Origin of the sequence: Thomasclavelia saccharogumia DSM 17460 (assembly GCF_000686665.1) — a bacterium.
Taxonomy (GTDB): Bacteria; Bacillota_I; Bacilli_A; order Erysipelotrichales; family Coprobacillaceae; genus Thomasclavelia; species Thomasclavelia saccharogumia.
Map to the genome: position 1 here is coordinate 1 of NZ_JMLH01000071.1, position 14639 is coordinate 14639.

Annotated in this window: 14 protein-coding genes; 12 read left to right on the forward strand and 2 right to left on the reverse strand. The window is 31.1% G+C overall.

From position 1 onward, the window contains the following. A partial coding sequence (locus tag BR82_RS17280) for a FliH/SctL family protein (RefSeq protein ID WP_084300835.1) occupies positions 1–469 on the forward strand: 469 nt, incomplete at its 5' end. A 55-nt stretch (positions 470–524) separates the two neighbouring features. Here BR82_RS17280 and BR82_RS0112350 read toward each other — a convergent pair. Next, on the reverse strand, positions 525–1781 hold the full coding sequence (locus BR82_RS0112350) for a hypothetical protein (RefSeq protein WP_027090443.1): 1257 nt from the start codon (positions 1779–1781) through the stop codon (positions 525–527). A gap of 123 nt (positions 1782–1904) precedes the next feature. Here BR82_RS0112350 and pnp point away from each other — a divergent pair, with 123 nt between their 5' ends. The 11 genes from pnp (at position 1905) to BR82_RS0112410 (ending at position 13925) form a co-directional block, all read left to right on the forward strand. Next, positions 1905–4037, forward strand: a complete 2133-nt coding sequence (pnp, locus tag BR82_RS0112355) for a polyribonucleotide nucleotidyltransferase (RefSeq protein WP_027090444.1) — start codon at positions 1905–1907, stop codon at positions 4035–4037. Further along, entirely contained in the window at positions 4037–4597 is a 561-nt protein-coding gene (locus BR82_RS0112360) for a Maf family protein (protein ID WP_084300837.1), read from the forward strand. The genes pnp and BR82_RS0112360 overlap by 1 nt, the downstream gene beginning before the upstream one ends. 113 nt (positions 4598–4710) lie before the next feature. Continuing rightward, the gene (locus tag BR82_RS0112365) at positions 4711–5826 is read left to right on the forward strand and encodes a 6-phosphofructokinase (protein ID WP_024720662.1); all 1116 of its coding nucleotides are present in this window, start codon (positions 4711–4713) and stop codon (positions 5824–5826) included. A gap of 397 nt (positions 5827–6223) precedes the next feature. Next, positions 6224–7693, forward strand: coding sequence for an ABC transporter permease (locus BR82_RS0112375; RefSeq protein ID WP_027090446.1), 1470 nt, complete (start codon positions 6224–6226; stop codon positions 7691–7693). A gap of 1 nt (position 7694) precedes the next feature. Further along, a complete protein-coding gene (locus tag BR82_RS0112380) occupies positions 7695–8366 on the forward strand; it encodes an ABC transporter ATP-binding protein (RefSeq protein WP_027090447.1) in 672 nt (223 codons plus the stop codon). 169 nt (positions 8367–8535) lie between these two features. Beyond that, positions 8536–8748: a FeoA family protein gene (locus tag BR82_RS0112385; RefSeq protein WP_187116170.1), complete on the forward strand. Its 213-nt coding sequence runs from the start codon at positions 8536–8538 to the stop codon at positions 8746–8748. Positions 8749–8761: 13 nt separating this feature from the next. Then, positions 8762–8983, forward strand: a complete 222-nt coding sequence (locus tag BR82_RS0112390) for a FeoA family protein (RefSeq protein WP_024720659.1) — start codon at positions 8762–8764, stop codon at positions 8981–8983. A gap of 12 nt (positions 8984–8995) precedes the next feature. Then, complete coding sequence (gene feoB / locus BR82_RS0112395) at positions 8996–11179, forward strand: ferrous iron transport protein B (protein WP_027090449.1); 2184 nt, start codon at positions 8996–8998, stop codon at positions 11177–11179. Positions 11180–11193: 14 nt separating this feature from the next. After that, positions 11194–11400 (forward strand): FeoB-associated Cys-rich membrane protein, encoded by a 207-nt coding sequence (locus BR82_RS0112400; RefSeq protein WP_027090450.1) that lies wholly within the window; start codon positions 11194–11196, stop codon positions 11398–11400. 84 nt (positions 11401–11484) lie between these two features. Then, positions 11485–12318: a Cof-type HAD-IIB family hydrolase gene (locus tag BR82_RS0112405; RefSeq protein WP_027090451.1), complete on the forward strand. Its 834-nt coding sequence runs from the start codon at positions 11485–11487 to the stop codon at positions 12316–12318. Positions 12319–12362: 44 nt separating this feature from the next. Continuing rightward, on the forward strand, positions 12363–13925 hold the full coding sequence (locus BR82_RS0112410; protein ID WP_027090452.1) for a glycosyltransferase family protein: 1563 nt from the start codon (positions 12363–12365) through the stop codon (positions 13923–13925). 10 nt (positions 13926–13935) lie between these two features. Here BR82_RS0112410 and BR82_RS0112415 read toward each other — a convergent pair. Then, on the reverse strand, positions 13936–14639 hold a 704-nt coding region (locus BR82_RS0112415), incomplete at its 5' end, for a DDE-type integrase/transposase/recombinase (protein WP_147590255.1).

Sequence of the window (14639 nt, forward strand, 5' to 3'; positions counted from 1 at the left end):
TTATTTGTTTATAAAAAATGAATATCCTGCTATAATGAAGGAAAGAGAAGAAGATATCGTGGAGATGGTGATAAAGATGTATGACAAGTTTAGAAATAATGAGCCGATATGGTCATTAGCGAACCAGTTAGCGTTAGCGAAGCTTAGAACTGAATCATTAGAGATGGAACGTGAAGAAAAGACAGCTAAAAGGATCGAAGAGGGAATCAAACAAGGCATTGAACAAGGTATTGCTCAAGGAGTTGAGCAGGGTATTGAGATTGGACGAGAAGAAGGGGTTGAAATAGGAAAAAAAGAAACGCTTGTTGAATTAATAAAAGGTAAATATCAAATAGACTGCAGTAATTGGATAAAGGAATTAAGTAAAAAGCAAATGAAATCAATATATGAATATATATTTAAAGAAAATGATTTCGAACAGCTAAAACAATTAGTAGATAGCATAGATTCTAAAAATAATCCTAAATAAGTTATATAAATAAAAACAGAAGAAAATATCAAATTTTCTTCTGTTAGTCTTGTTTTTAGTAACCAAAGTCTAAATATTCTTCAGTTGTTACGATTAAAATAGCTTTGCTGGTAACAACACCTTTTTTGTTGTCAAAAGTTTCAATTGGAGTATACTCAACTTTATCACGACGTTGAACTTCTTCATCATAAACATAATCAGCTTGTCTAAAGAAAATGCCATCTTCATCATATTTTGAAATAGTCCCTAATGCCTTTTGATTGTTGTAATGAACTACTGTACCTTCAACTCTTTCAACATATTTATCAAGATTATTCATGATTTTTTCATACATAATGTCGTAAAGCTCACTAGAATCCTGGTCTTTGTATTTATCGCCATGATCATTTTCTGGAGTATATTCTTTGTTATTTTCTTGACAAAGTTTTGTTAAGAAAAGATCAACGATTTCGATTAATTCAGGATCGTTAGTTCTTTTTGTTGCCTCTTTTAATCTTAGATAAATTCCTAAATGATCAATGCTATAGCCATTTTCAAAGAATTCATATAATAAATAAGCATTAGCTTCTTTGATATTACCAATGTTAGCATTTGTTTTATATAAAACCTCGTAAAAGTTAATATTACGGATACGATTATGTAGAGATAAAAAGATTTTCTTAGCTTCTTCATATTGTTCTAATTCAACTAATGAACAAGCTCTTTGATAATTGATCCATTGTAATGTGTTAAAATGCCATTTCAAAGGTAAAGATAGTGCATTGTTTGCTGTTTCTACACATTCTTTGTGTTTTTTAGCTTCATATAGAGCTTTTACTTTTAAACGATAGTAACGTTCTTTTTTAGATTCAAATTCTTTTCCTTCAAGATTAGTGAATGGTTTATCATCTAATAGATTTGGATCTAGTAAATCAAGCATCTCAATTAATTTTTCACAATCTTTTGGTTTTTCTCTTTGCAAATACTTAATTGCTCGATTTACAGATGGTTCCATTGGTGAGTATCTTTCTTGTTTACAGATAGCCAAGATATCATCAAGGACACTAAAGAAAAGTGTTTCATTTTCTTTGATTTCGTTATCATCAATATTGATGAATTTGTTGTAAAGAGCATAACCATACTGGTTTAGATATCCTCTTAAGTTTGGGCACAAAGACAAAAATGTTTTTCCGACTTCGATTGCTTCTTCGTTGTTGTCGCTTTTTTTCAATAATTTGATGTAGTCGTTAGCTTGAAAATCATTGAAAGAAGTAGGATCTTCTTTAAATTTTGCATTGTATACTTCTAAGCTTTTTAATTCGTTTTCATTCATAAAATCACCTCTGATTAGTATTATAGCATTTTTTTAAACGGTTTTGCAGTAGTTAAGTAATAAATTGTTTTGAAATAGAAATTTATATGTTATAATGGCTAAGATAATAGATGAGGTGAAAGAATGAGTAAACAAGTGTTTAGTATGGATTTTTATGGTAAAAATCTAAGTGTGGAAATTGGAGAATTGGCTAAACAAGCTAATGGATCTGTATTAGTAAGATATAATGATACAGTTATTTTATCTACTGTTGTTGCTGGAAAAGAACCAAAAGATGTTGATTTTTTTCCACTAACAGTGACTTATGAAGAAAAATTATATTCTGTTGGAAAAATTCCAGGAGGATTTTTAAAAAGAGAAGGTCGTCCAAGTGAGCATGGAACATTGACAGCAAGAATGATCGACCGACCAATTAGACCGTTATTTGCAGATGGTTTTAGAAATGAAGTTCAAAGTGTTAATACGGTTTTATCAGTTGATCAAGATGCAACTCCAGAAATGGCTGCGATGTTAGGAGCGTCACTAGCTTTATGTGTTTCTGATATTCCTTTTAATGGGCCGATTGCCGGGGTCAATGTTGGTTTGGTTGATGGTGAATTTATTGTTAACGGAACGCCTGAACAATTAGAAAGATCATTAATTAATTTAGAAGTAGCAGGAACTAAAGATGCTATTAATATGGTTGAAGCAGATGCTAAAGAAGTAAGTGAAGAAGTCATGTTAGAGGCTTTATTATTTGGTCATGAAAAAATTAAAGAATTGATTGCTTTTCAGGAAAAAATCGTGGAAGCTTGTGGAAAAGAAAAATTAGAAATTCCTTTATTTGAATTAGATGCTAATTTAGTTGAAGAAATTTCAAATCGGGCCAAAGCAGAAATGGTAGCTGCTGTTTCAATTCCTGGAAAGTTAGAAAGATATGGAGCAATTGATGAATTAGTTGCTCAAGTGACTGAAGAATATGATAATAGAGAATATGAAAATGAAGAAATAAAAGCTAATGTAATGAAACAAGTTGGGATCATTTTACATGATTTAGAAAAAGACGAGGTTCGTCGTTTAATTACTGAAGAAAAGATTAGACCTGATGGTCGTAAGCTTGATGAAATCAGACCGTTGGATTCACAAGTTGATTTATTACCGAGAGTTCATGGCTCAGCTTTATTTACACGTGGGGAAACACAGGTTTTATCAGTGACAACTTTGGGTGCAATCGGGGAACATCAAAAAATTGATGGTTTAGGACTAGAAGATCAAAAACGTTTTATGCATCATTATAATTTCCCACCATATTCAGTTGGTGAAGTTGGTAGAATGGGGGCTCCGGGTCGTCGTGAAATAGGGCATGGAGCGCTTGGTGAAAGAGCTTTGGCACAGGTTATTCCTGGTGAAGATACTTTCCCATATACGATTAGAGTTGTTTCAGAAGTATTAGAATCTAACGGTTCATCGTCTCAAGCATCTATCTGTGCTTCGACAATGTCATTAATGGCAGCAGGAGTACCGATCAAGGCTCCAGTTGCTGGTGTTGCTATGGGATTAGTTAAAAAGGGTGATGATTATACAATTTTAACAGATATCCAAGGGATGGAAGATCATTTAGGAGATATGGATTTTAAAGTTGCTGGAACTGAAAAGGGAATATGTGCTTTACAAATGGATATTAAGATAGATGGAATTACTAAAGAAATTTTACAAGAGGCTTTAGCTCAAGCTAAAGTGGCTCGAAAACAGATTATGGCTAATATGTTAGAAGCAATTAGTGAGCCAAGAGCACAATTATCACCATATGCGCCAAAAGTTCAGATGATGAAGATCGAACCAGATCAAATTAAATCAGTTATTGGTCAGGGTGGAAAAACAATTAATGAAATTATTGAACAGTCTGATGGTGTTAAAATCGATATTGAGCAGGATGGAACAGTTATTATTTATCATTATGATCAAGAAGCAATCAATAAGGCGATGGCATTAATAGAGAAAATTGTTAAAAAGGCTAAAGTTGGTGAAGTATATGATGGTAAGATCGTTAGAGTTGAAGATAATTATGCTTTTGTAAATCTATTTGATGGAACAGACGGATTTTTACATATTTCTGATTATGCTTATGAAAGAACTAAAAAAATGGGTGAAGTAGTAAAACTTGGAGAAATTATTAAAGTTAAAGTTACTAAGGTTGATGAAAAAGGGAAAGTTAACGTTTCTAGAAAAGCGTTGCTTCCTAAACCTGTAAAAAAAGAAGAAAGTAAAGCAGAATAATGAAAAAAATTATTTTGGCTAGTAGTTCACCTAGAAGAAAAGAGCTTTTAGAATTACATAAAATTGATTTTATAATTGATTATGTAGAAATAGATGAAGTGTTAGATGAAAAGCTAGCACTTCCTTTACGTTTAGAGAAATTAGCTTATCAAAAAGCTTTACCTATATCATTGAAATATCCCAATGATATAGTTGTGGGAGCAGATACAATGGTATGTTTAAAAGAAAAGATGTTAGGAAAGCCACGTGATCGTGATGAAGCTTTTAAAATGTTAAAACAATTGTCTAATCAGACACAGATCGTTTATTCTGCTGTTGCTATCATAGATAATAATAAAGTTAATACTTATCATGATAGTACTAAAGTGACTTTTAAAGATTTAACAGATCAGGAAATCAATGATTATTTAAATACGAATGAATGGCAGGGCAAAGCAGGGGGATATGCTATTCAAGGGACTGGAAGAAGTTTAGTGACTGAAATAGATGGAGATATTGAAACTGTCATTGGTTTGCCGGTTAAAATCATTGAAAGCTATTTAAAAAATAGAATTTTATAGAATAAAATTCTATACAATTATGAATAATAATGTTATTATTTTATGGAAACGGTAACATTTTTGTTGTGTTTCAGTAAAAAAAAAATTATAATATAATCCATGGAGGGATGTTTATGGCAGACGTAAAAAGAATCGCATTATTATCTGGTGGTGGAGACTGTCCAGGTTTGAATGCAGTTATCAGAGCGGTAACAAAAGCTGCAATTAACGAATATGGGTATGAAGTTATTGGTTATGTTTATGGATACCGCGGTTTATATAACAATGATTACATAGAATTGACAGTTGACAAGGTAGAAAATATTTATAAAGAAGGTGGAACTATTTTATTTAGTTCTAATAAAGATAATTTATTTGATTATCTTGTTGATGATGGAAATGGTGGAAAAGTTAAAAAAGACGTTTCAGATGTTGGAGTTGAAAATTTAAAAAAAGCTGGTGTTGACGTATTAGTTGTTTTAGGTGGTGATGGAACATTGACAAGTGCTCGTGATTTTTCACGAAAAGGCGTTAATGTAATTGGAATTCCTAAAACAATGGATAATGATCTACCAGCAACAGATCTAACATATGGATTTATTAGTGCTTCTTCAGTAGGTACAGAATTTATTGATCGTTTAAATACGACAGCTAAATCTCATCATCGAGTTATTTGCTGTGAGTTAATGGGTCGTGATGCTGGATGGATTGCTTTATATTCAGGGATGGCTGGAAATGCTTCATGTATTTTGATTCCAGAAATTCCTTTTACAATTGATAATATTGTAAAACACGTTGCTAAACGTGATGAAGAAGGATATCCATATACAGTAATTGCTGTTGCTGAAGGTGCTAAATATGCTGATGGTACAAAAGTAATTGGAAAAATTGTTGAAGATAGTCCAGATCCAATTCGTTTAGGTGGTATTGCCGCAAAAGTTGCTGATGATTTGGAAAAGGCAATTCCTAATCATGAAGTACGTTCTGTAAATCCAGGACATATTATTCGTGGTGGCGATATTCAATCATATGATCGTATTTTATCAATTCGTTTTGGAGTCAAAGCATTAGAACTTATCAAAGAAGGTAAGTTTGGTAATGTAGTTACTTTAAAAGGTGAAAATATGTCATATACTTCTTTAGAGGAAGTAATCGGAGATGCAAAATTTGGTAGACAAAAACATGTTGATCCAAATGGTGAATTAGTAAAAGCAGCTAAAGCAATTGGAATTTGTTTCGGAGATGAATAGAGATGGGTGACCATCTCTTTATTTTTTTTAAAGTTTTGAATTTTTTAAAATAAATTGGGAATACTATTATTGAGGTGAGTTTATGAATAAACCAAAACACGAGCAACAATCTAATAATCAAAATGCAAAAGATCAATTAGGTGATGATAACATTGTTGTATCAGGAAATAAGAAAAATTCTAAAATAAAAGCATAAATGATAAGTCTTTGGGATTTTCATGCAAATGAAGATTCTGAAGACTTTTTTATTTAAGTAGAATATTTATATTGATATATTATAAAAATAGCCCTTTGCTATCTATAAAGATAAATTATTTTTAGGATTACTTTTTTTCACATATTTATACGATTTTACCAATATATTTGTTTTGATATATTGATATCAGGAGGTAGAGGTATGTTGAAAAATGCATTTTTAAGTATTAAAAAAAATATGGGAAAAACAATTTTATTATTTGTAATTATGGTCGTGATTGCAAATTTAATAATTGCTGGATTATCAATACAAAGTGCATCAAAAAAATCAATGGATCAAATTCGTTCAACGCTTGGTAGTGATGTTACTTTGACAACGAATATGAAAAACATGATGAATCAAAGAGAAAAGGGGCAGGCTGTAGATGAAGTTAAGGCAAGTGTTACAATTGCAATGGCTGATCAATTAAAAGATCTACAATATGTAAAGAGTTACAATTACAATATTTCAACTTCAGCTGACAGTGATACGATTGATCCAGTTGAACTTACTGCAGATGAAGAAAATCAAAGTGAAGGTGGTATGCAAGGTAATATGCAAAAACCTGATAACTTTCAAGGAGGATTTGACAGTAATCAGGGTGAGTTTTCAATCAGCGCTAATATAACAATGGAATATATAGATACTTTTAGCGAAGAGAAAAGTACTTTAATTGAGGGGAGATTATTATCAGTAGATGATGCTGGAACTAATAATTGTGTTATTGAAACGACTTTAGCAAGTGATAATGACTTAGATGTAGGTGATATAATAACATTAACAGCTACAGTTAATGATGAAACGATTAGTCATGACTTAAAAATTGTCGGAATTTATGAAGTAAACGATTCGCAACAAATAGGAGGACCTGGTCAAAGTAATCCTTTTAATACAATTTATACAGATTTATCAATTGGTCAACTTTTTTTGGGAAGTGATTCTAATCTAACATCAGCAGTTTATTATTTAGATGACCCAGAAAATTTGGAAGCTTTTCAAGAATTAGCTAAAGAGAAAAGTGATATTGATTTTGAAACTTATAGTTTAGATGCAAATGATCGCTTGTATCAGCAAAATATCAACAGTTTAGAAAATACGCAGTCTTTTGCAACGATATTTTTAATCGTTGTTATTGGGGCTGGAAGTGCAATATTATGTTTGATCTTAATTTTAACTATTAGAAATCGATATTATGAAATTGGAGTTTTCTTGTCTCTTGGACAAAGTAAAATCAAAATAATTTTGCAACAATTATTGGAGATGCTTTTAGTAGCAGCAGTTGCATTTGTAATTTCTTTAGGAACAGGGAAAATGGTTTCCAATCTTATTGGGAATATGCTTGAATCAGGAATTAACGATAATCGTGTTCAGATGGAAATACCTGCAATCGATCAAGAAACAGCAGATAGCAATTTGAATCAAGAAGGAGAAATATCAGAGTTTGGAAGAAGAATGTTTAATGATGCTTTTAGTGGGCCAGAGAATACGGAATTAGATGTTTCTTTAACAGTATCGACGGCAGTTAAATTAGCAGGTATTACCGCCACTATTTGCTTGGTTTCAATCGTGATTCCATCAGCTTATATACTTAGATTATCACCTAGAGAAATTCTGGTGAAAAAGGAGGGGTAATATGGAAACAATATTAGAATTTGAAAATGTTTCATACCATTATTTAGATGGTTCTAGTAATGTAACGATTTTAGATAAAGCAAATTATAGTTTTCAAAAAGGAAAAATATATGCAATCGTAGGAGCTAGCGGTAGTGGAAAAACGACAACGATTATTTTAGCTGGCGGTTTAGATAAACCCAAAAGCGGTAGGGTTCTTTTCAAAGGAACAGATACTGCAAAAATAGGTCTTAATAAATATCGTCGTAATAATATTTCAATTGTTTTTCAATCATATAATTTGATCCATTATATGAACGCTTATGAAAATGTTGTCAATGCTATTGAAATTGCGGGAATAAAAATTTCTAATAAAAAAGAATATTGTTTAAAAATTTTAAATGATTTAGGATTATCTAAGGAACAATGCCTTCGTGATATTAGAAAATTATCTGGAGGACAGCAGCAAAGAGTGGCGATTGCTCGTGCAATAGCTAAGGATGTTGATTTGATTTTAGCTGATGAACCAACTGGTAATCTTGATGAAAAAAATTCTCGAGAGATTTTAAAAGCATTTATTGAATTGGCACATAACAATAATAAATGTGTTATTATTGTTACTCATTCACCTTCATTAGCTAATAAGTGTGATGTACAGCTGAAAATTAATGATGGTCAAATCATTGAAATATAAAGTTTTAGCAGTGTCAGAGCATTAATAAATGCTCTGTTTTTTTATGCGTTATTTTAAATTTTGAGTTAAAATATTCTAACTTTTTTATGTGATAGTATTGACATTTTAGTTAGCGGGGTATAACATAAACATAGTTAGATATAACTAACAGAAAAGTGAGGAAGTGGTGATGATGCCTTTAACTATGGCAAGTATTGGTGAAGCACAAACTATCAAAAAAGTTGGTGGAAAACAAGAAGTAAAGTTATTTTTAGAATCACTTGGTTTTACAGTGGGTACCACTGTCACTGTTGTAAGTAAGAATCAAGGAAATTTAATTACTAAAATTAAAGAATCAAGAGTTGCGATTAGTCAGGAAATGGCTAATAAGATTATGATTTAAGGGGGATTAATCGGTGAAGACACTAAGAGATGTAAAGTGCGGTACAAGTACAAAAGTAGTAAAACTACATGGTGATGGTGCTGTTAAAAGAAGAATCATGGATATGGGAATCACTAAAGGTACAGAAGTATTTGTGCGCAAAGTTGCGCCATTAGGTGATCCAATTGAAGTAAAGGTAAGAGGTTATGAATTATCTTTACGTAAGGCAGATGCTGCCATGATTGAAGTCTTATAGGAGGGTGAAAAAATGTCAATTACAATTGCGTTAGCAGGTAATCCGAATAGTGGAAAGACAACACTATTTAATGCTTTAACTGGTTCCAATCAGTTTGTGGGAAACTGGCCAGGAGTAACGGTAGAGAAAAAAGAGGGGAAATTAAAGGGAAATAAAGATGTTAAATTAATGGACTTGCCAGGAATTTATTCTTTATCACCTTATACATTAGAAGAAGTTGTAGCTCGTAATTATTTAATCCAAGAGCGTCCAGATGCAATTATTAATATCGTAGATGGTACTAACTTAGAAAGAAATCTTTATTTAACAACACAAATCATGGAATTAGGAATTCCTGTTTTGATGGCAATTAATATGATGGATCTTGTTAATAAAAAAGGTGATAAGATCAATATTAGAAAGTTATCTAATGAATTAGGCTGTCAAGTAGTTGAGATTTCTGCTTTAAAAGGAACAGGAATCAAGGAAGCAGCTGATCAGGCAGTAAAATTAGCACGTTCAAAAAATATTAATATGCCAGTTCATAAATTTGATAAAGCAGTTGAAAAAGAATTAGATAATATTGCGATGATGCTTCCAGGAGATATTCCTGAAGAACAAAAACGTTTTTATGCTATTAAATTATTCGAACGTGATGATAAAATTACAGGTTTAATGAGCACAGTTCCTAATGTTGAGGCAACTATCGTTAAAACTGAAAAAGAATTTGATGATGATGCTGAAAGTATTATTACTAATGAAAGATATCAGTTCATTACTTCAATAATTAATGATTGTTATAAAAAAGGAAATAATGAAGAATTATCGATTTCTGATAAAATCGATAGAATTGTTACTAACCGCTGGTTAGCTTTACCGATTTTTGCGGTAATTATGTATATAGTTTATTATGTTTCTGTCAGCACTGTTGGTACATGGGCTACTGATTGGGCTAATGATGGTGTGTTTGGAGATGGATGGAGTTTATTTGGTTTAGCTATTCCATCAATTCCAAGTTTGATTGAAGGATTATTAGAATCGTTAGGAACTGCTGCTTGGCTTAATGGTTTGATCTTAGATGGTATTGTGGCTGGAGTTGGTGCCGTATTAGGATTTGTGCCTCAAATGCTGGTATTATTCTTCTTTTTAGCGATTCTTGAATCATGTGGTTATATGGCACGTGTTGCTTTTATCATGGACCGTATTTTTAGAAAATTCGGTTTATCAGGTAAATCATTTATTCCGATGTTAATTGGTACTGGTTGTGGAGTTCCTGGGGTAATGGCTTCAAGAACGATTGAAAACGACCGTGATCGTAAAATGACGATCATGACTACTACATTTATTCCTTGTGGTGCTAAGTTACCAATTATTGCGTTGATTGCTGGAGCATTATTTAATGGTGCTTCTTGGGTTGCCCCTGCAGCATATTTTATTGGTATTGCAGCAATCATTACTTCTGGTATTATTTTAAAGAAAACAAAACTTTTTGCTGGAGACCCAGCACCATTTGTAATGGAGTTACCTGCTTATCACATGCCTACTCTTTTAAATGTTTTAAGAAGCATGTGGGAAAGAGGCTGGTCATTTATTAAAAAAGCTGGTACAATTATCTTATTATCTACTATTTTAGTTTGGTTTACTTCTTATTTTGGATTTGTCGATGGTCAGTTTACAATGCTTGAAGATACTCAATTAGATCATAGTATTTTAGCTTCTATCGGTAATTTAATTGCTTGGATCTTTACACCACTTGGTTGGGGTGATTGGAAGGCTGCAGTTGCTGCAATTACAGGATTAGTAGCTAAAGAAAACGTTGTTGGTACATTTGGTATTCTTTATGGATTTGCTGAAGTTGCCGAAGATGGTGTTGAAATTTGGGGTACATTAGCTTCAAGTTATACTCAAATTGCAGCATTTTCATTCTTGATTTTCAATTTACTTTGCGCTCCATGTTTTGCTGCTATTGGAGCAATAAAAAGAGAAATGAACAATGGAAAATGGACTGCTTTTGCAATTGTTTATCAAACTGTATTTGCTTATTTAGTAGCATTTTCTGTATATCAGATCGGTAATGCAATTATTACAGGATCATTTACGATTGCAACGATCATTGCAATTGTAGTAGTGATTGGATTTATCTATTTATTAGTTCGTCCGTATAAAGAAAGTAAAAATCTTGATGTTAATTTAGATAATATAGTTACTCAAAAATAGAGGAGATGTTAATGATGGTATGGCTAAATGAAAATTTATCAACGATTTTAGTGAGTTTAATTATTGTATTTGCAGTAGTTTTAGCGATACGCTCAATTAGAAAGGATAAGGCTAATGGCAAGTCAAGTTGCGGTGGTAATTGTAATAGCTGTGGCGGCTTGTGTCATAGTAAAAGTAATTTAGTTGATACTTATCATCATGATCATACTAGGAAGTGTTGATACACTTCCTTTTTTATTTGTAAAAAAGAAGAAAAATTATTACAATAATTGTATAATGAAATAAATCATATTTTAGGAGGGTTTATGAATAAAAAAGCAATTTTTTTAGATGTTGATGGAACTTTAGTAGCTAATCATCGAGAAATGAGTAAAAAAGTAAAAGAAGGGATAAAAAAGGCTCGTGAAAATGGTCATAAAGTTTTTATTTGTACGGGTAGAAATAAAGCTGGTATAAAAAATGAGTTAAATGCAGTTGAATTTGATGGTATTATTGCTAGTGCTGGCAGCTACGTAGAAATCAATAATAAAGTAGTACATAGTGCATATTTTGATAATTCATTAGTTAATAAAATTACAAGTGTTTTCGATAAATTTAATATTTATTATAATTATGAATGTACGACAATGACTTTTATGACAGATGAGATGGTTTCCTTGTTTATTGGCGGGATAAATTTTGAAGCTGGTAATGCTGAATTTGAGCGTTTAAAAGTACAGGAATATGATAAATTCAATATTAAAGATATAAAAGATTATGCTAAGCAGGGAATTCATAAAATATGTTTTATATCTTTGAAGCAGGAAGATGTTGATAATGCTTTAAAAGAATTAAAAGATGATGTTAATGTAGTGATTCATGAGTTGTTTGATGAAACTACGATCAATGGAGAGTTAATTTCAAAAACAGATAATAAAGCTACGGGAATTCAATATGCAATTGATTATCTAAATATTGATATAAAAGATACTATTGCTTTTGGTGATAGTATGAATGATTATGAAATGATTGATTTTGTAGATCATGGCGTGGTTATGGCAAATGGTAGTACAAAGCTTAAAGAAATAGCTTCAAGTATATGTAAGAGTGTTGAAGAAGATGGCGTCTATGATGGTTTTGTTAATTTAGGAATAATTTAACAGTTATGGATTTAAAAATAGTAATGTAAAAACAGGTGATTATGATGCGTGATAAAGAAAATATTTCAAGCGTTTTTTATAAAATAATAATTGGATTATTTGGAATTATGATCTTGATGATTTTAGGAATGAATATTATATTTTCTCAAGGTATGGATTATGCATGTAAAAATAATGTAACGATACCTAATGGGGTATTGTTGATTTTAGGAATAATAGGGATACTAATCTTGGGAACGATTTATAATATCTTTTTTAGAAGACATATTAATAAATTCTCTAAAAGAGAATGTAATATCTTACTAATTGCTGCCTGTATTATTTTATTAATTATTCAATTATATATAGCTTATAATATTTATTTTCTATCAGGATGGGATGTTTCTATTTTAAGGAATACTTCAACTGATTTAGCGAATCAGCAGCTTTTAAATTCGCAGTATGTAAATTATGGTTATTTTACAAGATATCCTAATAATGTCTTTTTAACATTCATTTTTACAATAATTAAAGAAATCGCGATATTTTTAAAAATAGAAAATCTTGATTTTTCACTAGTTGTAATAAGTGTTTTGTTAGTGAATATTTCAGCCTGGTTTATTACTAAAAGTGCAGCAATTATTTTTAAAGATAGATATTATTCAGTTTTAACACTGTTTATTTATAGTATTTATATTGCTTTATCACCATGGATAACAATTCCTTATTCAGATAGTTATTCAATTATTTTTACGACCGCAGTTTTATATTTTTATTTAAATCGAAAGAATATGAATGAATATTTAGCCTGGAGTTTAATTTTTATCTTATCGTTGATTGGCTATTTAATTAAACCAACCTGTATCATTATTTTAATTGCAATCATGTTAGTGGAAAGCTGGAAATTTATTTTTTATAGTAATAAGCAAAAATTAAGATGTACTAGATTTTTATTAGTATTACTTTCTTGTATAATGGTTTTTTCAGCTATTAAAAATTATTCTGATGATTATATCGGTTATGAAGAAAACGAAGCTAATGCTTTTCCACTTACCCATTTTTTGATGATGGGGATGAATCCAGAGACAAAAGGTGTTTATTATGAAGATGATGTGATGTATACAGCTTCGTTTATTGGAAAAGAAGAAAAAATCAAAGCTAATTTGGAAATGGTAAAAAAAAGATTAGAAGATTATGGCATTTCTGGATATTTTAAATTATTAGGTGAGAAGTTGATGACTAATTATAATGATGGTACTTTTGCCTGGAGTGTTGAGGGTAATTTTTATTTTAACATCTTAGAAGCACCCAATGATTCAAGTGCTAAAATATTGCGAGATATTTATTATTATGATGGCTTATACTACAAAAATTATGCAACTTGTCAACAAAGTATTTGGATAACGATTTTATTTTTTATTCTGCTCGCAGTTAAAAGAATTGCTAGTACTGATAAAAAAGATATATATGTAATTGTTTTGGCAATTATAGGAATTACTTTATTTTTACTATTGTTTGAAGCAAGGGCTAGATATTTATTTTTGTATTCACCATATTATATTTTATTAGCTGTTGTTGGAATTCAAAGTTTTATTGCGTTTATGCATAAAAAACTGAGTTCAAAATAATAAATGTTTATTAAATATAAACTTTATCATCAAATATATAAACTTCACTAAGATCAGGTTTATATTTGATAGTTATTTTGCTGCCTATATACTCCTGTTTCGTCTCGTAAACTTTTGTATTGAGTCTGATCGTTGCATCATTGGCAACTTTTCTGACTGCAGTATGATAGAATATTTTTTCAAGCTTTTCTGGTTCGACCCTTCTGATCGATCTTTCATCATCCATAAAAACATTTACTGGAGTGTTCCCATTCAGTGAAGCATGTGGTGAATTGTTTTTCTTATTGACATATAGGGCAAAAGCTGAATCTATATCTTCGATACTTTTAAACTGATTAAAATCAGTATTGTACATCCACTGCTCTTTTACTGATTTAAAGGCTCTTTCCACCTTCCCCTTAGAATTGCCATGGAATACCTGAGCATGACTGATCTGGATCTGCAGCTGAGCGCAGATGATCGGTAACTGTTCGTTTTTGTATGGTTTTCCATTATCGGCATACAGTCTTTTTGGAACACCATATTTAGCTATTGCCCGTTTCAGTACTGTCTGGACATTGACAGCGTTGTCTTCAAGGAAGAATCCATATCCAACTATCATTCTGGAATGGTCATCGATGATCATAATAAGATAGGTTCTTGATCTGTGACCTCTGCTGTCTTTGATATATGAACAGTAGGTAGTATCCAGCTGCCACATATCGTTGCTGTGCT

Coding starts and splice junctions, on each gene's coding strand:
- BR82_RS0112360 (WP_084300837.1), top strand. CDS start 4,037: ATGAAAAAAATTATTTTGGCTAGTAGTTCACCTAGAAGAAAAGAGCTT.
- BR82_RS0112410 (WP_027090452.1), top strand. CDS start 12,363: ATGCGTGATAAAGAAAATATTTCAAGCGTTTTTTATAAAATAATAATT.
- BR82_RS0112380 (WP_027090447.1), top strand. CDS start 7,695: ATGGAAACAATATTAGAATTTGAAAATGTTTCATACCATTATTTAGAT.
- feoB (WP_027090449.1), top strand. CDS start 8,996: ATGTCAATTACAATTGCGTTAGCAGGTAATCCGAATAGTGGAAAGACA.
- BR82_RS0112350 (WP_027090443.1), bottom strand. CDS start 1,781: ATGAATGAAAACGAATTAAAAAGCTTAGAAGTATACAATGCAAAATTT.
- BR82_RS0112385 (WP_187116170.1), top strand. CDS start 8,536: ATGATGCCTTTAACTATGGCAAGTATTGGTGAAGCACAAACTATCAAA.
- pnp (WP_027090444.1), top strand. CDS start 1,905: ATGAGTAAACAAGTGTTTAGTATGGATTTTTATGGTAAAAATCTAAGT.
- BR82_RS0112365 (WP_024720662.1), top strand. CDS start 4,711: ATGGCAGACGTAAAAAGAATCGCATTATTATCTGGTGGTGGAGACTGT.
- BR82_RS0112400 (WP_027090450.1), top strand. CDS start 11,194: ATGGTATGGCTAAATGAAAATTTATCAACGATTTTAGTGAGTTTAATT.
- BR82_RS0112405 (WP_027090451.1), top strand. CDS start 11,485: ATGAATAAAAAAGCAATTTTTTTAGATGTTGATGGAACTTTAGTAGCT.
- BR82_RS0112375 (WP_027090446.1), top strand. CDS start 6,224: ATGTTGAAAAATGCATTTTTAAGTATTAAAAAAAATATGGGAAAAACA.